Annotated in this window: 17 protein-coding genes; 7 read left to right on the top strand and 10 right to left on the bottom strand. The window is 40.1% G+C overall.

The window, feature by feature from the left end; genetic code table 11:
* Window positions 1-40: 40 nt before the first annotated feature.
* Window positions 41-541 carry a hypothetical protein gene (locus ACL8WY_RS03945; protein WP_436517118.1) on the top strand — a complete coding sequence of 167 codons (501 nt, stop codon included), beginning with the start codon at window positions 41-43 and terminating at the stop codon, window positions 539-541.
* 26 nt (window positions 542-567) lie between these two features.
* On the opposite strand, the gene ACL8WY_RS03950 is transcribed toward ACL8WY_RS03945, so the two are convergent.
* Window positions 568-936 (bottom strand): hypothetical protein, encoded by a 369-nt coding sequence (locus ACL8WY_RS03950; protein ID WP_436517119.1) that lies wholly within the window; start codon window positions 934-936, stop codon window positions 568-570.
* A gap of 188 nt (window positions 937-1124) precedes the next feature.
* Here ACL8WY_RS03950 and ACL8WY_RS03955 point away from each other — a divergent pair, with 188 nt between their 5' ends.
* Entirely contained in the window at window positions 1125-1703 is a 579-nt protein-coding gene (locus ACL8WY_RS03955; RefSeq protein WP_436517120.1) for a hypothetical protein, read from the top strand.
* On the opposite strand, the gene nspC is transcribed toward ACL8WY_RS03955, so the two are convergent.
* The 6 genes from nspC to ACL8WY_RS03985 form a co-directional block, all read right to left on the bottom strand.
* Window positions 1700-2815, bottom strand: coding sequence for a carboxynorspermidine decarboxylase (gene nspC, locus ACL8WY_RS03960; protein WP_436517121.1), 1116 nt, complete (start codon window positions 2813-2815; stop codon window positions 1700-1702). The two genes, ACL8WY_RS03955 and nspC, sit on opposite strands and share 4 nt — an antisense overlap.
* Complete coding sequence (locus ACL8WY_RS03965; RefSeq protein ID WP_436517122.1) at window positions 2812-3321, bottom strand: DinB family protein; 510 nt, start codon at window positions 3319-3321, stop codon at window positions 2812-2814. Before ACL8WY_RS03965 ends, nspC begins: the two co-directional genes overlap by 4 nt.
* Window positions 3318-4526: a saccharopine dehydrogenase C-terminal domain-containing protein gene (locus tag ACL8WY_RS03970; RefSeq protein WP_436517123.1), complete on the bottom strand. Its 1209-nt coding sequence runs from the start codon at window positions 4524-4526 to the stop codon at window positions 3318-3320. Before ACL8WY_RS03970 ends, ACL8WY_RS03965 begins: the two co-directional genes overlap by 4 nt.
* Before the next feature lie 43 nt (window positions 4527-4569).
* Complete coding sequence (locus ACL8WY_RS03975; RefSeq protein ID WP_436517124.1) at window positions 4570-7194, bottom strand: DUF5916 domain-containing protein; 2625 nt, start codon at window positions 7192-7194, stop codon at window positions 4570-4572.
* 113 nt (window positions 7195-7307) lie between these two features.
* Complete coding sequence (locus ACL8WY_RS03980) at window positions 7308-8591, bottom strand: hypothetical protein (RefSeq protein WP_436517125.1); 1284 nt, start codon at window positions 8589-8591, stop codon at window positions 7308-7310.
* Complete coding sequence (locus ACL8WY_RS03985) at window positions 8572-9129, bottom strand: RNA polymerase sigma factor (RefSeq protein ID WP_436517126.1); 558 nt, start codon at window positions 9127-9129, stop codon at window positions 8572-8574. The genes ACL8WY_RS03980 and ACL8WY_RS03985 overlap by 20 nt, the downstream gene beginning before the upstream one ends.
* Window positions 9130-9207: 78 nt before the next feature.
* Between ACL8WY_RS03985 and ACL8WY_RS03990 the strand changes: the two genes are divergently transcribed.
* On the top strand, window positions 9208-10500 hold the full coding sequence (locus ACL8WY_RS03990; RefSeq protein ID WP_436517127.1) for a type IX secretion system plug protein domain-containing protein: 1293 nt from the start codon (window positions 9208-9210) through the stop codon (window positions 10498-10500).
* Here the strand turns inward: ACL8WY_RS03990 and ychF are convergent, their stop codons facing one another.
* Together ychF and ACL8WY_RS04000 are read right to left on the bottom strand one after the other, a co-directional pair.
* A complete protein-coding gene (gene ychF / locus ACL8WY_RS03995) occupies window positions 10501-11598 on the bottom strand; it encodes a redox-regulated ATPase YchF (protein WP_436517128.1) in 1098 nt (365 codons plus the stop codon). It lies immediately after the preceding gene.
* Between the two features lie 139 nt (window positions 11599-11737).
* Window positions 11738-12094: a DUF3276 family protein gene (locus ACL8WY_RS04000; protein ID WP_436517129.1), complete on the bottom strand. Its 357-nt coding sequence runs from the start codon at window positions 12092-12094 to the stop codon at window positions 11738-11740.
* A gap of 113 nt (window positions 12095-12207) precedes the next feature.
* Here ACL8WY_RS04000 and ACL8WY_RS04005 point away from each other — a divergent pair, with 113 nt between their 5' ends.
* On the top strand, window positions 12208-13107 hold the full coding sequence (locus tag ACL8WY_RS04005; RefSeq protein ID WP_436517130.1) for a DUF58 domain-containing protein: 900 nt from the start codon (window positions 12208-12210) through the stop codon (window positions 13105-13107).
* On the opposite strand, the gene ACL8WY_RS04010 is transcribed toward ACL8WY_RS04005, so the two are convergent.
* Window positions 13108-13452 carry a 4Fe-4S dicluster domain-containing protein gene (locus ACL8WY_RS04010; RefSeq protein ID WP_436517131.1) on the bottom strand — a complete coding sequence of 115 codons (345 nt, stop codon included), beginning with the start codon at window positions 13450-13452 and terminating at the stop codon, window positions 13108-13110.
* 97 nt (window positions 13453-13549) lie between these two features.
* Here ACL8WY_RS04010 and ACL8WY_RS04015 point away from each other — a divergent pair, with 97 nt between their 5' ends.
* The 3 genes from ACL8WY_RS04015 to ACL8WY_RS04025 all read left to right on the top strand — a co-directional run bounded on the left by ACL8WY_RS04015 (window position 13550) and on the right by ACL8WY_RS04025 (window position 18493).
* Window positions 13550-14548 (top strand): acyl-CoA reductase, encoded by a 999-nt coding sequence (locus ACL8WY_RS04015; RefSeq protein WP_436517132.1) that lies wholly within the window; start codon window positions 13550-13552, stop codon window positions 14546-14548.
* A 124-nt stretch (window positions 14549-14672) separates the two neighbouring features.
* Window positions 14673-17450: a bifunctional aconitate hydratase 2/2-methylisocitrate dehydratase gene (locus tag ACL8WY_RS04020; RefSeq protein WP_436517133.1), complete on the top strand. Its 2778-nt coding sequence runs from the start codon at window positions 14673-14675 to the stop codon at window positions 17448-17450.
* A 119-nt stretch (window positions 17451-17569) separates the two neighbouring features.
* Window positions 17570-18493 (top strand): AbiJ-NTD4 domain-containing protein, encoded by a 924-nt coding sequence (locus tag ACL8WY_RS04025; protein ID WP_436517134.1) that lies wholly within the window; start codon window positions 17570-17572, stop codon window positions 18491-18493.
* Window positions 18494-18527 lie beyond the last annotated feature (34 nt).

The following is an 18527-nucleotide window of genomic DNA, read 5'->3' on the forward strand; positions in this document are numbered from 1 at the left end:
GAAGTCGTACAAAAACCTCATTATTCTGTAGCTTTGCACCGTGCTTATCGAAGAAAAATACTTCCAGCAGGATAAGAACTACTTGCTCAAATCCGTTCAAGCATTTTCAAAAGAAATCTTATTAGATCAGTGGCTCCAGCAAATTCTGGATGCTTACAATACACAGCACAACCCAATGGGGCTTGAAGATGACTTCATCATTGAGCTGAAAAAGAAAATCTCTTTCGGTAAAGAACTACTGGAAGACAACTACGACATTCTTGCCGCCATATATCGTCACAATCATGCGGATAATCAGCTAGAGATTATGTGGGACGGACGATCACACATGGAAGCATATGATGCAGATTGGAAAAAAATGTATGCTCGATGGATTGAGAAGCTATCTTTTGTCAAAGACCTTCAGCGTCCGATCATCAAGTATGCGGTATCAGAGGGTGGGGTTAATCATACATTCTTGAAACAATCTATTCGAAGAGCCATTCTCAGCCACTTCAATTTAAGGATGCGGGCGCAGATGATTTATCAAGTAAGTGCTTAATACGCCGTTTCAAAACAACATTTTTCTTAGTGTTTCATCTTACACACCTTACAGAATTTCTGCTTTCCTGGTGGACGCTTCTTAGGTGGTTTTTTGTGACCGAAGTAGGAAGGATCTGAATACTCAGGCTTCTTTGCAAGCTTTTCTTCTTTTGCCTTTTTCTTATAAACAGTCTTCATCTTTTTTCGAAAGGCAGCAACTTCTTCTTCTTTGGTCGAATAGAATGGGCTCGTCTTCTCTTTCTTTTTTAGGAATGCAAACAGACTTTTTTTCTCCTTTTTTACAGCCTGATACTGCGGGCGTGGAGGTTTGGGTGTCTCTGTACTACGCGTATTCTGACCCAGAATTACTCCTGATATGCATATTGCGAAAATGATTAAGAAGACCTTTTTCATAATTTAATTTCTCTTCTCCGAGAACGATAACCTGACAAAATATTGTCAAAACTGCTAAAAGATTCCTTCTCATCATAAAATTGGTTAATCTTTTGCTGTAAGAAGTGAGAAGACCGACAAACCATTTTAATTTTCCGGTTGTTAATCTAGCTGCATTCAAGTGCCCGATCTCCATTAACATTAATAATTTGAAGAAATTACTCTTTTGCCTCTTATTTATTTCCACACTTTCCACCTATGGCCAGATTGTCCGTGAAAATGAATTAATAAAGAAGATGGAACAAGGCACAGAGTTGATGGCACTTGGCAAGTATGACAGTGCGCAGGTCTTATTCCAATTTGTACTTCAGAATATGGAAAAGCTGCCATCAGAAATGGCTTATTTCTTCGGGAGAAATAGTTATCACGTTAAGAAATATAAGCAAAGCATCAACTGGTTGAATAAATACATTCAACTGAGAGGAACAAAAGGAAAGTACTACGAACCTGCAATTCAGTTTTTGCAATATGCAGAAGATGAGTATTTGAGGATACAGCGCTCACAATCTGAGCAGTTTGCTAGAGATCTGGAAGATGCTGAATATGACTGTGGTGGATTAGAGAAAATGCTTTGCCCGGTATGCCACGGTTCTGGAGTAGTTGTTCATGCAGGTCTCTTTGATGAGGTTTACAAAACATGTCCTTACTCGTTAGGAGAAGGTTACTTATCGTGCGAAGAATATAATCTCTTCATGCGTGGGGATCTTGAACCCAAGATTGGCAATTAAGAAAGTCGATTTTTGAAGTCTTTGTATCCGAATTCTCTCACTAAATCAAAAGCTCCATCTTTTCTAATGATCCCAATTGAAGGATGCTTCACACCGTTAAAAGTGCTTGTTTTCACCATGGTGTAGTGAATCATATCCTTGAAAACGATAGAATCTCCGGCCTTGAGTGGTTCTTCGAACCAGAAGTCATCCAGAAAATCACCTGCTAAGCAGCTCACTCCACCCAATCGATATGCATGCCAGCCTTCTACTTTTTCGTCTGACCCATGGGCTAGTTTAGGTCGATAAGGCATCTCCAAGCAATCAGGCATGTGGCAGGTAAAGGAGCCGTCAAAAATGGCTGTTTTCTTACCTCCATTATCTACAATATCTAGCACAGTGGTGTGTAAGTCTCCTGTCTGCCATGCAAAAGCACTACCCGGCTCCAAAATCAAATGTACATCGTGCTTCTCCCTGAAATTGGAAAGTAGCTGAACCAAATGATCTGTATCATATCCTTCTCGAGTCATCAAGTGACCTCCGCCCATATTCACCCAATGGATTTGATGTAAAAGGTGCCCGAACTTTTTTTCGAAAGAATTAAGCACATTCTCCAAAGCATAAGAATCGGACTCGCACAACACATGGAAATGTAACCCTTCTACCCTGGCAGGAAGACGTGCAAGATCCTTACTGGAAATGCCTAATCTGGAAACCGGACTAGATGGGTTGTACAGATCTGTTTCTACATCCGACCATTCAGGGTTAACTCTAAGTCCAACACTCACATTTTCAGGAACCTGATCAATAAACTGATGGTATTGGTTCAAAGAATTGAAAGTAATGTGTGAAGATTGAGCTACAATATCATCAAATTCGTCCGCTGCATATGCCACGCAGTAAGTATGGGATTTCACTTCCATTTCTTCATTACACAGTTTTACCTCGTTTAATGAGCTTGCGGTTGCACCTTTCACGTACTGTTTTACATTAGGAAAAGCACTCCACATAGCAAAACCTTTGAACGCCAGGATTATTTCTATTTCAGCACGCTTCTGAACAGAATCAATCAATTGAAGGTTTTGAATGAGTTTACTTTCGTTTAATACAAAACAGGGTGACGGAATTTTCACTTGGAATATCGTTCGTGAATAATGTTCATATGATGAATCAGGTGACCAGATATAATGTAACCCAGCATCTCTACTGTCATCTCCACTCCACTGGCTACTCCTGATCGCTGACGCATCTCTTCGTTGAATGAAGTGAACATATCCACAGTAGCGGCCCTTACATTGGTAAACTCTGATAGCAAATTATGGATGGTGCGCTCATCTGCGTTTGCTTCAGGTACATACGCATTTTGATCAAAACCAGAAAGCTCGGTTTTGTCATTTCTTGCAAATCGTATGGCTCGATATGCAAATACCCTTTCTGAGTCAATAAGATGGAGTATGATATCCTTGATACTCCACTTATCAGGAGCGTATTTATATAAACCTTGTTGCTCTGTCAGCCTTCTACAAAAAGTGATAAAATCATCACCAGATTTTAAGAGTAGAGGCACTAACTCACCGCTTCCGGCAGATTTTATATATCCTCTATAGAATTCCGGTACTTTTTCAATATTCACCATCATCCGTCCATTCCTAAGTCTAAATCATGCTCTTCATGCCAAGGCAATCCAGATGTTGCCAGTTTTTCCAGAAATGGATCTGAGTCAAATTCTTCAACATTGAATACTCCAGCACCTGTCCACTTACCTGTGAGCATCATATATGCTCCGGTCATCGCAGGAACGCCTGTTGTGTAAGAAACACCTTGGGCTCCGGTCTCATCATATGCTGCCTTATGGCTGCAATTATTCCAGATGTAATAGGTTTTTTCTTTACCATCTTTCAAGCCTTTGATTCTGCATCCTATGGAAGTTTCTCCTTCATAGTTTTCACCTAAGTCCCCAGGATTGGGTAATACGGCTTTTAAAAACTGTAGTGGCACAATTTCTTTTCCCTCGTAATTCACCGGTTCAATGGAAGCCATTCCAATGTTTTGAATAACTCTCAGGTGTGTAAGGTATTCATCGCCAAACGTCATCCAGAATCGAGCTCTTTTAATGGTTGGATAGTTCTTAACCAGAGACTCTAGTTCTTCATGGTAGAGAAGATAGGATGGTCTTTTTCCAATATTCGGATAATCTAGGTTTTTTCTAAACTCGAATGGATTGGTTTCAACCCACTTTCCATCTTCCCAATACTTTCCTTTTTGCGTGATTTCCCGAATATTAATTTCCGGATTAAAGTTGGTTGCAAATGCTTTCCCATGGTCACCAGCATTGCAATCTACAATGTCTAAATAATGAATCTCATCGAAGAAATGTTTGGCTGCTCTGGATGTGAAAACGCCAGTTACACCCGGATCGAACCCACAACCCAGTACGGCAGTAAGGCCCGCTTCTTTGAAACGCTCCTGATATGCCCATTGCCATTTGTACTCAAACTTTGCTTCCTCGGGAGGTTCGTAATTAGCAGTGTCCAGGTAGTTTACACCTGCCTCCAGACAAGCATCCATGATAGTAAGATCCTGATAGGGTAATGCTACATTGATGACAAGCTTAGGGTCGTGCTTTTTGAATAGTGCCACAATCTGATCCACATGATCTGCATCTACCTGATCAGTTTTAATGGATACTCCAAGCTGGGATTTAATATCCTTTGCGATATCCTCACATTTGGATTGTGTGCGAGATGCCAACACAATATCTGAGAAAACATCTGTATTTTGGGCGCATTTAAATGCCGTCACTCTGCCTACTCCACCAGCCCCAATAATTACTACTTTAGACATATTTCAAAATTTGAATTTAGCCCAAAGTTAGTAGGAAGATTGGTTACAAAATAAATCGATAGGTGTATTTAATCAGGAAGGTGTTGGTAGCAGTAAGTCCGGACAATTTAGAAGACAGATCGCTGAAATCGTTTTGTCTTGAATTGTCAAAGTATGAACCGCTATTCGCCCACGCCAGGAATAGTGTGGACCCTGGGATGTACTCCCACCTCATTACAAAGTTTGACCTAAACTGAACAATATTGAAGTCTGGATTGTCAAAGCCGTAATCTTCTGAGTTCTCATTTGACTCATATACTTCATACCGATCATCATTTTCATTGAAGACGATTTCATTATTTTCATAGAGCTTAAATCGCTGACTGTAGTCTTCTGCATTTGGCTCATGAACGCGTTTGAATTGACTATACTGGCCACTGGCAATGAAGGGTTGTCCCCAAAATTCCAGGGTGAGATTCGGCGTAACATTGTAGTTCATCCGCATGGACATGCTGTATGTTCTTTGTTCCACTCTGCCTAGAACGTATCGATCATCACTATTGAATTCTGCTTGTGAAATGTATTGAAGTTCATCACGATTCCAGTTGATGCTTGGAGAAAAGGATACCTGCATTGCATCAAGCGGACGAATATTTACATTCAGAGACACTCCTGAGCTTTTTCGTGAATTGTTTCGCCCCCAGTTGAACCAGTTATTCAGTGAAACTCGTACTTTTTTTCTACTGTTAGATCCGATCCAATACCAGTAGTTAACATTTCCCGGGTAGGTAATGGATGGTCCTCCACGAAGGTCTGCATTGGAAACTCTTCTACCTCCAATCCAAACACCTTGGCCAAATCCCCAATAGTTGTTGAACTCCAGGTTCATGTTCATATTCATCCCTTTGCCGGTAGTTACTCTACCAAAGTCCATGTTTTGCTCCATATACATATTGTATCGTTGAGATCTGAACAGGTTAGTTACTTTATTCACACGATAGGAAGCCCACAACCAGTTGTTAATATTATCGGTTACACGCAGGAATCCTATGTCATTAAGAGCTAATCCGGGCGATCGATAATTTGAGCCAGCTGTCCATCGAAAATTTCCACTTCTTTTTCCGAATGAAATCGATGCAGCTGAGCCTATCAGTTGAGTTCTGGCTGAGTCCACTTCCTGATAACTATTGTTAGGACGCTGAAAGAATCTGACCGATGAAGTCTGCGTACGATATAAAGCTTCTTGAGATCCCTCTACCCTGCTCATCGCAAATCGAGCCTCAAAACCATACTTTCTATCTCTGAAGTTATGATTGATATCTACACCGGCACTTTGCGCATTGTTATGAGCAATTCGCAAGTTATATCCTTCATTATCGATGCGGTTCATATTGGTTATCATCGCGCCAACAACTGTTTTTCCCCCATCAAAATCTTGCTGCACCCTTCCGACAAGGTAATTGGTGTACGGCTCAACCTGCTCCTGTCTTCTCACACCTGCAGTGTCAACTACATCAATTACCTCCTTGTTGGTAAAGGATTCTAATACTCCCCACGAGAACCCCTTGGCATTCTTTCCGGTAAGTTTGGCTGCACCGAGAATCTGTGTTTGTCTGGGAAAATCTGAATATGATACATCGTCCGGTAATCTACCAACAGGCCTGCCTCCTATCCTCCGTGAATAAAATAGATTGTTTGGTCCTCCACTTGTCCCAAACGTTAGAAGGCTGCTGCCCTCCAGAAAGAACGGTCTACGCTCCTGAAAAAATAGTTGGAAAGCTGATAAATTCACCGCCGAAGGGTCGGCATCCACTTGACCAAAATCCGGATTGACTGTAAGGTCCAAAGTAATGTCTGAGGTGAGACCAATTTTGGCGTCCAACCCAAAATTTCCTTTCATTTCTTCGCCTGAATCCCTAAATGGGTTTTCTTCTTCTTTTGGGTATTTTTCATAGGATGCTAATACATATGGTTGAATCTCTAGCTGCTTCTGAGGTTTTATACCTTTTAACCCATTCAACTCTCCAAATAAGTGAACCCAGCCAGGAGCATTGGGATCTACGGGCTGCCATGTAGACCGTTCTTCGGTTCTAAATATTCTTCTTGTGAATTGAATCCCCCAAGTGTGGTTTTCTTTGTTTGCAAATCTGAGTTGTGAAAGAGGAATTTTGAATTCGGCAATCCAGCCTTGATCATCAATGCTTGTTCTCAAATACCATATCGGATCCCAGGTACTATCCCAATTATCTCCATTATTGGAAACATACTCATCACCTTTTACACCTGAAACTGATGCGGAGAAAGAAAAAGCCGTTCTTTTATCTCCGTAGCTATCAATGTTAATTTCTACGAAATCACCATCAAACCCATCTCGTCTAGACATTCGTTTGACAATTTTTTCAGGCTCCGTATCAAAAGCTCTGATCCCGACATACAGAAATTTGGCATCATAAAGAATTTTGAATTGAGTCTGCTGAAAGGGCTCAACGTTGAAGTCAGGCATATGACCTACAAAGTCACCACCCCATTCAACTTGATTCCAGGCATCATCGTCAAGTTTACCATCTATTTGAATCTCACTATTAATCCTGTCCGTGGTATACGCCTTTGTCTGAAATGAATTTTCTTGAGAAGAACCACAAAAAAAGATCAGAAAAGAAAAGGCATAGACAATCCTTTTAAGTTGCATGGAGTAGAGTTAGTTGACGAGCAGTTTATGTTCCGCGTTGTAAAAATGAATACTCCTTTTGTGATAGATGGTTACATCTTTTATGCGAAATAGAACTTTTCAAGGATGGGTGGCTACTTAATTGTATACCTTAAGCCAGTTTGAAGCACAAATCTCGATGGTGAGTTAATCGCATTACTGATTGGCGTAATGGAATGTCGGTAGTTAGGTTCGATGGTAAAGTCGAATTTATTGAATATGGAATAGCCAAGCTCTAGCCCACCTACACCGTCAAAAGACCAGTCATTATAAATACCTAAATCACTGTTCAAAATTTGTTTAGAGGGATCTGAAAGGCTTCCATCAACTAAATAATTGGCAGATAGCCCCGCATTCAACCTTAAACTAAATTTCTTGTTTACAACAAAATATCCTGCCTTCAATGGAATTGAGGCTACTTGTATGTTATTGTTCAATTCCACTTCATGGTCATAATTCTCACGAACCTCAACCGTAGCTTCCCTCGATGATAATGATGGAGTTTCCCCATCAATACCACTAGAGTTATCAATAAATTCGGTATTGTCTACAGTATATATGTCTAAAACATTAATGGAAGCTGTACCGCTATTATCCATACTAGTATAGGCAAGTCCACTTTCAAGTGTCCATTTTTTGCCCAACTGAACTCCAAAATCTACGCCAATGGTGGTAGCTATACCCTGATTCATATCTTCGGTGATATTGGTTGTAGGATTAACAAAACTTCCTGAGCCTATAGCAGATGCTAAGGCGCTAGGATTTAGCGAATTAGCTACAGCACTTGACCCATTAAAATTTGAATTAAAGGTTCCTGCTCCTGCCTCTACCCCGGCCCAAACTTTCGTAGCTTGCTCAGACTCCTGCCTTTTTACCGATAGCCCTGATCCAACCTGATAGTATCGGTAAATATCCTGTGAAGCTACAGCAGCATAAAGTTCCGGTTTTCTACGTTCCACACCTTTCAATTCGAAAGAAGCTTGCGGCTGAAAATCTTCAACTACCAAAACAGTGGTCTCCGATTGCGACGGTTTTGATTCTATTTTCTCAAAGGTCAGGTCTAGTGAGGGATGTCCGGTAATGTAGGATGAATAATAATTATTGTAATCGATATCATTGGATAAAAACGCATTATATGATACGGATTCTTCCTGAGTAGTCTCAATAAATGATGGGGAATAAATAACTCCCAAGAGCAATACTGCTATAAAAACGGCGGCAACAGAGACCCACTTATACATCATGTGTTGCGATGCATACATCGAAACCAATTCAGCATTCAACTCATTTTCAATATTCGTCCAAATGCTGTTTGGTGCCTTACGTGTTTGTCCTTCAAACTTATCCCGGATATTATTTTCAAATTTCCCCGGACCCATATCGTATCTTATCTCTCTGCATGACCTTTTCTGCCAATAACGTTTTTGCTCTTGAATACTGAGACTTGGAAGTTCCTTCACTTATCTGCAGCTTCTTAGCTATTTCATGATGTTTATAACCTTCTATAGCAAATAAGTTGAATATAACCTGACATCCGGTAGGCAGCTCTTGGATTAATCCCAACAACTCTTCGTATCCCAACGCCGATACCACTGACTCTTTTTCACTCCAGTCATCAAGATCATTTACATCCACCATCGGATATAAATAAAGCTTGCTTCTTTGATGATTTAGTGCAGTGTTTACAACTATTCGCTTTATCCAATACGCCAGCGATGAGTCTTTTCTGAAATTTTTGATATTCTTAAAGACCTTAATGAAAGCCTCCTGAATGATATCCTCAGCTTCTTGTTGCATTTTGGAATATCTCAAAGCTACCAGATACATACCATCACAGTATTTATCATAGAGTGCCTGCTGGAACTCTTTTTTGCCTTTCTGGCAGCCTTTAATCAATTTCTCTTCAGTTACCGACATTCATGCTGGTATTTAATAGACCCAGGGGTGAATATTATAGTTGTAATATCTAATTTGGGCTTTCGTACCTCTAAAGTTATGAAGAACCTAGCGATAATTACAATAGCTCTTTTATTAGTCCATTGTGAACCTCTTGTCCCCCAACAATCGACAGTAAGTAAGCAAATTGTTTTTGATAATCATGATTATGAAGATATAATAGGGTTTGCTAAAATCTTACCTATAGAAAATGGACAAGTTAAGGAGCTGGAAAATCCCATAGTTGGTCTTAATGAAGCTGCTCAACTCATGCTGTCATTTGACCTATTATCTGATCAATTTGAAAACCTGAGTGCCCGAATTATTCACTGCAATAGAGGCTGGAGTAAATCTGTATTGAGAGATATGGAGTTCTTAAACCAGATTAATAATTACCGTATTACTGATTTTAATTATAGTGTTAATACAGTACAGCCCTACATCAACTACACATTTCAAATAGACAAACCGAAGTTATCCGGTAATTACCTGCTGGTGGTTTATAGAAGGGCCAACCCGGATGACATACTACTTTCGCGCAAATTCATGGTTATTGATAGCAAGGTGTCAATAGATCACACGGTTCGAGTTAGCACTACGGTTAGTCAGCGAGACAAGAATCAGCAAATAGAATACGGCATAAACTATGGGAACCTACTCGTAAATACTCCTACTCGTGACATCAATACTGTTTTACTACAAAATAATAATTGGAATACTGCTATTACAGATACTCCGCCAACACTGATACGAGCCAATGATGGCTACCTTGAGTTTCGTCACCTTGACCTCAAGACGAACTTTTATGGATGGAATGAATTTCGATTTGCCGATTTGAGAACATTGAATGTGTCCGGAAGGAATGTGGGGCGGATTACAAATACAGGTTCTCAGATCATAGCTCCTCTCAAATTGGCTGGATCTAGGGGTGACCTTACTTATATCCAAAACTTTCAAGACATCAACGGAAACTTTCTAATACAAAATACAGACCCTGGTGAGGATTTTCTAAATGCTGATTATGCCAATGTGAAATTCAGCTTAAAGTCAGACCAAATCAACGGAAATGTTTATGTCTGGGGACAATTTAACGACTGGCAGCTCAACGATCTTAATCGGATGCAATTCACAACCAATAACGGCGTAAGTAGGTATGAAACCAACATTCCTCTCAAGCAAGGCTATTATGAATTTCTGTATTTTGTCGAAAGCAATGACCTACCTGCCTATTACTTTGAAGGGAGTCACTTTCAAACTGAGAACCAATATGAAATTTTGGTGTATTACCGAAAGCCCGGAAATGTCAATGATGAATTAGTCGGCTACAAGAGATTCATATCCATTGAGCCTTGATCAGACATTGAATCTGAAGTGCATGACGTCTCCATCTTTCACTACATATTCCTTACCTTCAATCGCTAGTTTACCTGCTTCCCTACATCCAGCTTCCGATTTGTATTCCTGATAATCCGGAATCTTAATCACCTCAGCTTTGATAAAACCTTTTTCAAAATCAGTGTGTATGACACCAGCTGCTTGAGGTGCCTTCCATCCTTTTTTAATTGTCCAGGCGCGAACTTCTGTTTCACCGGCTGTGAAATAGGTGATCAAATCTAAAAGTGAATAAGAAGCTTTTATTAAACGATTCAATCCTGATTCTTTCAAACCGTATTCCTCCAAAAACATTTGCTTTTCTTCAGGGTCTTCAAATTCTGCTATTTGCTCTTCAAGACCAGCAGAAACAAGAATTATTTGAGCATCCTCATTTTCTATATTATCGGCAAGCGTTTTGCTCCACTCATTGCCTGAGTTGATAGATTCTTCATCCACATTTGCCACATATATAATTGGCTTATCTGTCAAGAGCTGAAGTGTTCTAATCCATGATCTTTGCTCTTTCTCCATTTCGAGTGAACGGGCATTCTGTCCACTTTCAAGGTGAGTCTTGAATTTCAACAACACATCATGTTCAGCTTTTGCTTCCTTATCTCCGGACTTTGCAATTTTCTCCACGCGCTGAATACGCTTATCTACAGATTCTAAATCCTTCAACTGAAGCTCAGTATCAATCACCTCTTTATCCTCTATTGGATCTACTTTGCCTGATACGTGCACGATATTATCGTTATCAAAACATCGAATCACATGAATAATGGCATCTACTTCTCGAATGTTGGCTAAGAACTGATTCCCAAGACCCTCACCTTTACTTGCTCCTTTTACCAAGCCTGCTATATCCACAAATTCCATAACCGTTGGGAGTACTTTCTTCGGATTAACAAGGTCAGAAAGAATTTGTAATCGTTCATCAGGCACTGTAATTACGCCCACATTTGGTTCGATGGTGCAAAAAGGAAAATTAGCAGCTTCTGCCTTTGCGTTAGAAAGTGCATTAAAAAGAGTGGATTTACCTACGTTCGGCAATCCGACAATTCCACATTGTAATCCCATAGGAGAAATATTTTTGATTATGAAAGTGTTCGACTTTCGCGGCGCAAAACTAGTTGATAAAATAAAAAAGCCCTCAGGAAATTTCCCTGAGAGCCTCTCTCTTCATACTTACTAAAAAAGTTGTCTTAAATATATCTTATTAATCCCATTTTAGATCAGAATCTGAATCAGAAACTTCCGCATTCACCGCAGCCTGTCTCTCCTCATTGTCTCTATCGAATTGAGTAAAATCAACTTCTGGCATTAATTCTTCCTTCACGTGATTCACAGTGGAATTAAGTGCATCTACAAATTTGTTAAAATCTTCTTTGTACAAGAAAATCTTATGCTTTTCGTAGAAAAAACCGTCGTCCTTTGGCTTTCTTTTGCTTTCTGTAATTGTTAGGTAATAATCGTTTGACCGTGTCGCTTTCACATCAAAAAAGTACGTACGCTTTCCCGCCTTTACTCTCTCTGAATAGATCTCGTCTCTTCCTTTTTCGTTATTATCTTCCACTTGCTTAAAAATTTGTGTTAGGTGTTAGTTTTTTGCTAAAATCGGGCTAAATATACGGCATTATCTTTTTTATCTGCAAAATCAACATATGATTAGCTCTTGATTATCCAATTATGACCACAAACATTTCAGAAATTAATCAATATGATAACCTAGGCTTAATCGCAAAGCAGCTGGTAGATGGCTTTATTACAGGTCTTCATAAGTCTCCTTATCACGGTTTTTCTGTAGAATTCGCTGAGCATAAACTTTACAATCACGGAGAAAGCACGCGGCATATTGACTGGAAGGTATATTCCAGAACGGATAGACTCTATACAAAGCAGTATGAAGAAGAAACCAATCTGAGATGCCGTATTTTGGTAGACAACTCAGCTTCCATGCATTATCCATTACCTGGAAAGGATAAGTTGAAGTTCTCTGTATTTGCTGCATCGGCACTTTCTTACTTGCTTACCAAACAGCGTGATGTGGTTGGTTTATCTGTGTTTTCTGATAAAATAGAGGATGAAACTGATCTAAGAAGCACCAAAGCTCACCTCAATACTATTCTCTCGAAGCTTTCTGAATTGGAACGAACTACGCCTGAAACTAAAACCGATATCAGTTCCGTGCTACATGAAATGGCGGATAAAATTCATAAAAGATCATTGGTAGTCATATTCTCAGATATGTTTCAAAACAACAACGAGGAGGATTTACTCAACGCACTTCAGCATTTGAAACACAACAAGCATGAAGTCATCCTCTTTCATGTATCTGATTATTCAAGCGAACTCCAATTTGATTTTGAGGATCGTCCCCATAAGTTTATTGACTTAGAAACAAAAGAAACGGTAAAAGTCAATCCGCATGATGTGAAAGACATCTATCGGAAAGAGATGGCAAATTTCTATCAGAATCTAAAAATCAAGTGTGGGATGATGAAAGTAGATTTCGTTCCAATCAATACCAGCGAATCGTTTGATAAGGTTTTGGGCGCTTATCTAATCAAGCGTAAGAAAATGAGGTAGCTAGAGATGTAGCCACTCCTTCTTAGCAGAGAGCTCCTCTTCTGTCTCTACATAGTCAGGATCAGGCACGCAGCAATCCACCGGACAAACAGCCGCACACTGTGGTTCTTCATGAAATCCAGTACACTCTGTGCATTTTCCTGGCACGATGTAGTAGAACTCATCCGAAACCGGCTCTTGGATTTCTTTGGCATCAACCTTGGATCCATCTTCCATTTCAATGTCCTTCAGGTCAGTGCCATCGGCCCATTTCCACTCTACACCACCTTCATAGATTGCGGTATTAGGACACTCAGGTTCACATGCACCACAGTTGATGCATTCATCGGTGATAATAATTGCCATAGAAAAAACGCTTTTTTATCGTGTTCAAATGAGTGAACAAAATTAATCCCAATAAGTTTGCAGCCCAATTGACCAAGTCGACTTATTTAACTTTTTTATGGATAAAAGTGAAAAAATCAATGCATTTTCCGAGTTAGGCAATAAAATCGCCCAACTTTCCGATCAAGAAATCGAAAATTTGGCCAATCAAGCCAAACAAAAAAACGGCTGGTTCTCACTTGAAAGTGTGAAAAATGCCTTGCATGGAATCTCCTACATGCTTGAAAAAGAGAAGCTTGAGCATTGGACAGAAAAGTATGTTCTCGAGAACGTTGATCCAAAGGTTATCGGAATAGTTATGGCCGGAAACATTCCTCTGGTTGGTTTTCATGACCTGCTATCAGTCCTCATTTCTGGACACTTTGCGGCAATCAAGCCAAGCAGTGATGACCAATTTCTCACGCGAAAACTCGTTGAATGGCTTATTGAAATCGAGCCGCGCTTCAAAAAGAATATCGAGCTTCGTGAAAAGCTGACAAATATTGATGCGGTTATTGCAACAGGAAGTGACAATACGGCCAGGTATTTCGAATACTATTTCAAAGATATCCCAAGTATCATTCGGAAAAACAGAACTTCTATAGCCATACTAAATGGGAATGAAAGCAATGAAGAGCTGGAAGCACTAGGTGAAGACATCTTTTCCTATTTCGGGCTTGGTTGTAGAAACGTATCTAAGGTTTTCACACCTAAAGGCTATGATTTTCGCGACGCATTTCCAAGTTTCGAAAAGTACAAGGAAGTGGGAAATCATAATAAATATCGGAACAACTACGATTACTACAAATCTATTTACCTGGTTAACCAGACGCCTCACCTTGATACCGGCTTTCTTTTAGTCAACTCTACAGATGAATTGGTTTCACCGATAAGTGTGTTATTTCATCAGGAGTATGATTCAATAGATAAGCTGCAAACCATCCTGGATTCAAAAAAGGAGAAAATTCAATGCATTGTGGGTAAAGACTTCATTCCATTTGGCCAAGCTCAGCGACCTGAGCTTTGGGACTATGCGGATGATGTAGATACCATGACTTTTTTAACAGGATTGAATTAATCACTTCATGGTGTTTGTGTGTTAACAATTCAGACAAAGATTCAATTATCTTTGTCGACCCTTAAAAAAAGGATGCTGAAAGGTGTCTTTAATGAGTCTGTCTAATACTGAAATATTTTTTTAAATGAATACATATCAAGATTACATCAAGGAGATAGAGGAGCGAAAAAATCAGGGGCTTCAACCAAAGCCGATTGATGATGCTGCATTACTAAGCGAAATCATTTTACAAATAAAAGATGCCGGGAATACTCACAGAAAAGATTCCCTCAAGTTCTTTATTTACAACACCTTACCTGGTACTACCAGTGCTGCAGGTGAGAAGGCTAAGTTCCTAAAAGAAATCATTCTTGGTGAATCTGTGGTGGAAGAAATTACTCCGAAATTTGCCTTTGAATTGCTATCTCACATGAAAGGCGGTCCTTCCATTGAAGTGCTACTTGATTTAGCATTAGGCTCCGATGCTTCAATTGCAGCAGAAGCAGCAAAGGTTCTAAAAACGCAAGTTTATCTATATGATGCAGATTACGCCCGGCTTAAAGAAGCCTTTGAGGCCGGAAATGACATTGCTAAGGAACTACTGGAAAGCTACGCAAAGGCTGAATTCTTCACTCACCTTCCGGATGTAGAAGAAGAAATTCAGATTGTAACGTTCATCGCCGGAGAAGGGGACATTTCTACTGACTTGCTTTCACCAGGTGCAGACGCTCATTCAAGATCAGATCGAGAATTACATGGTCAGTGCATTTTCGAACACAACAAGGAAATGCAAAGTGAACTGAAAGCTTTGAAAGAAAAACATCCGGACAAGCGTGTAATGCTCATCGCCGAGAAAGGAACCATGGGCGTAGGTTCATCTAGAATGTCTGGTGTGAATAATGTCGCACTGTGGACAGGTATTCAATCGAGCCCGTATGTTCCATTCATCAACATTGCTCCAATCATTGCAGGAACGAACGGCATCTCTCCTATTTTCCTGACTACAGTTGGTGTGACAGGAGGTATCGGAATTGACCTGAAAAATTGGGTGAAAAAGACGGATGCAGAAGGTAATGTCATCACGAATGCAGATGGAGAACCCGTTCTTGAAGAAGCTTACTCCGTGGCTACAGGTACTGTTCTTACCATCAATACCAAAAAGAAGAAGCTGTACAATGGCGATCAAGAACTCATTGACATCTCAAGTTCACTGACTCCACAAAAAATGGAGTTCATCAAGGCTGGCGGTTCTTATGCGGTGGTATTCGGGAAAAAGCTCCAAACGTTTGCTGCTAAGACTTTAGGAATTGAAGCACCTCAAGTTTACGCTCCTTCAAAAGAGGTTTCGATAGAAGGTCAGGGATTGACAGCTGTGGAGAAAATATTTAACAAAAATGCAGTAGGCATAACTCCTGGAAAGACCTTGCATGCCGGCTCAGATGCACGAGTAGAAGTCAATATTGTTGGCTCGCAGGACACGACAGGTCTGATGACTTCACAGGAATTGGAAGCAATGGCTGCTACTACGATATCACCTATAGTAGATGGAGCTTACCAATCCGGGTGTCATACAGCCTCGGTTTGGGACGACAAGTCAAAAGCCAACATTCCAAAGCTCATGAAATTCATGAATGACTTTGGATTGATTACCGGACGTGATCCAAAAGGCGTTTACCACGCAATGACGGATGTGATTCACAAAGTGTTGAATGACATTACAATTGACGATTGGGCCATCATTATCGGAGGAGATTCACATACTCGGATGTCAAAAGGCGTTGCCTTCGGTGCTGATTCCGGAACTGTTGCGCTTGCACTTGCGACCGGTGAAGCTTCCATGCCCATTCCACAATCTGTGAAAGTAACTTTCAAAGGAGAAATGAAGCCTTACATGGACTTCCGCGATGTGGTGCATGCAACGCAGCAACAAATGTTGAAGCAATTTGGCGGTGAAAATGTATTCCAGGGAAGAGTCATTGAGGTGCATCTAGGTACACTGACTGCCGATCAGGCTTTTACATTCACCGATTGGACTGCTGAGATGAAAGCCAAGGCTTCCATTTGTATTTCAGAAGATGAAACGCTGATTGAGTCATTGGAGATTGCCAAAGGCAGAATCCAGATCATGATTGAAAAAGGTATGGATAATGAGCTAAAGGTTCTTCAAGGACTGGTTGATAAAGCAAACAAGCGAATCGCAGAAATCAGATCTGGTGACAAACCAGCACTCACGCCGGACTCCAATGCAAAATACCATGCTGAGGTGGTGGTAGATCTTGATATCGTAGGAGAACCAATGATTGCCGATCCTGATGTAAACAATGCAGATGTGTCAAAACGATACACGCACGATACCATCAGACCGCTTTCATTCTACGGCGGAACCAAAAAAGTAGACCTTGGTTTCGTAGGCTCTTGCATGGTGCATAAAGGCGATATGAAAATTCTTGCGCAAATGCTCAAGAACATTGAGCAGCAACATGGAAAAGTTGAATTCAAAGCACCACTTGTGGTCGCTCCTCCAACTTACAACATCGTGGATGAGTTGAAAGAAGAAGGCGACTGGGAAGTTCTTAAGAAATACTCCGGCTTTGAGTTTGATGATAACAATCCAAAAGCTGCCGCACGTACAAAGTACGAAAACATGCTATACCTGGAACGTCCGGGTTGCAACCTATGCATGGGAAATCAAGAGAAAGCCGAACCGGGCGATACGGTGATGGCTACATCTACTCGACTATTTCAGGGGAGAGTGGTGAAGGATTCCAATGAGAAAAAAGGAGAGTCTCTGCTTTCCTCCACGCCTGTGGTTGTACTTTCTACAATCCTTGGCCGCACGCCAACGATGGAAGAATACGAAGCAGCTGTGCAGGGTATTGACCTGACCAAGTTTAAGCCTTCAACCAAGCAATTGGTGGCCTAAATCCAGCTAAATATTGAAAATGAAAGCCCGGGTCCATGACTTTGTTATTGACTTGGGCTTTTTTGTTGGGATTAGAATGATGGGAGGAAACGGTATATTTGGGATATCACCGGAATAGAATGGCGGAATACTTTAGCGATAATGAACTAGGCAAACAAGAAAGAGTAAAAGAAGAATTACCTGTTTCTGTATGGAATGGTATTGTTGCCGTTTATGAAAAATTCAAAGCTGAAAATCACTTTTCTTCCAGTTTCCCGGAGCAATGTCCTGATAGATTGGGCATTTGTGGATTCGATGATTCATTATTCGAAGATAGAGTCAAAGCCGAAATTCCTAACCTTAATGTTCCTATCCAGAGGAAACAAGAAGAGGTTCCCGTTTTTATGGAATGGGAAAGTAGAACAGTTAAAACCGTAGTTGATAAGTACTCAACCCTAGATTTTTTGGAGTTTTGTCATCAACACATAAAAAAGCCAATTAAGGGTACTTTTCATGATTTTTTCGGACATTATCATTTAACGTTTCAGGATGATCTTGAGACGAAAAAAGTATTCAGAGATGAATTAAATAAATTATTTGAACGAAATGGAATAGTATTTTTTCTTAATAACCAAGGTCAAATTAACAGAACTACTCCTGAAGTATTTCAAACTCTAACCAACAAAATTTTTCAAACTCCGGATCATCGACTAAACGAACTTACTGAACTGGCATACGATAAATTTATCTTACCCAAATTGGACGACAGGATAAATGCTCTTGAAAAAATATGGGATGCATTTGAAAGGGTTAAAACTTATTACAGCTCTAAGAAAAACGTGTCAGCTGACCAACTCTTGGATTTAGTATCAAAGGGTAACACTCATCTAAAAGACGAACTTACGAAAGAAGCGAAATCCTTGACTGATATAGGCAATAAATTTCAAATTAGACACTTCGAAACAGATAAAATTGAAATTACCGATAACAAGCACATTGACTACCTATTTTACAGAATGATAAGTTTAATTCACCTCATCCTCACAGAACTTGAACTTGAATAAAATTTGCTTAACTGATGCTATGAATGAATGGAGT

Origin of the sequence: Ekhidna algicida, from assembly GCF_051379705.1 — a bacterium.
Taxonomy (GTDB): domain Bacteria; phylum Bacteroidota; class Bacteroidia; order Cytophagales; family Cyclobacteriaceae; genus Ekhidna.

Bases quoted from the DNA above. Each gene is read 5' to 3' on its own strand.
- ACL8WY_RS03950 (WP_436517119.1), bottom strand. From the start codon at position 936: ATGAAAAAGGTCTTCTTAATCATTTTCGCAATATGCATATCAGGAGTA.
- ACL8WY_RS03965 (WP_436517122.1), bottom strand. From the start codon at position 3,321: ATGATGGTGAATATTGAAAAAGTACCGGAATTCTATAGAGGATATATA.
- ACL8WY_RS03970 (WP_436517123.1), bottom strand. From the start codon at position 4,526: ATGTCTAAAGTAGTAATTATTGGGGCTGGTGGAGTAGGCAGAGTGACG.
- ACL8WY_RS03975 (WP_436517124.1), bottom strand. From the start codon at position 7,194: ATGCAACTTAAAAGGATTGTCTATGCCTTTTCTTTTCTGATCTTTTTT.
- ACL8WY_RS03980 (WP_436517125.1), bottom strand. From the start codon at position 8,591: ATGGGTCCGGGGAAATTTGAAAATAATATCCGGGATAAGTTTGAAGGA.
- ACL8WY_RS03985 (WP_436517126.1), bottom strand. From the start codon at position 9,129: ATGTCGGTAACTGAAGAGAAATTGATTAAAGGCTGCCAGAAAGGCAAA.
- ACL8WY_RS03990 (WP_436517127.1), top strand. From the start codon at position 9,208: ATGAAGAACCTAGCGATAATTACAATAGCTCTTTTATTAGTCCATTGT.
- ychF (WP_436517128.1), bottom strand. From the start codon at position 11,598: ATGGGATTACAATGTGGAATTGTCGGATTGCCGAACGTAGGTAAATCC.
- ACL8WY_RS04005 (WP_436517130.1), top strand. From the start codon at position 12,208: ATGACCACAAACATTTCAGAAATTAATCAATATGATAACCTAGGCTTA.
- ACL8WY_RS04010 (WP_436517131.1), bottom strand. From the start codon at position 13,452: ATGGCAATTATTATCACCGATGAATGCATCAACTGTGGTGCATGTGAA.
- ACL8WY_RS04015 (WP_436517132.1), top strand. From the start codon at position 13,550: ATGGATAAAAGTGAAAAAATCAATGCATTTTCCGAGTTAGGCAATAAA.
- ACL8WY_RS04020 (WP_436517133.1), top strand. From the start codon at position 14,673: ATGAATACATATCAAGATTACATCAAGGAGATAGAGGAGCGAAAAAAT.
- ACL8WY_RS04025 (WP_436517134.1), top strand. From the start codon at position 17,570: ATGGCGGAATACTTTAGCGATAATGAACTAGGCAAACAAGAAAGAGTA.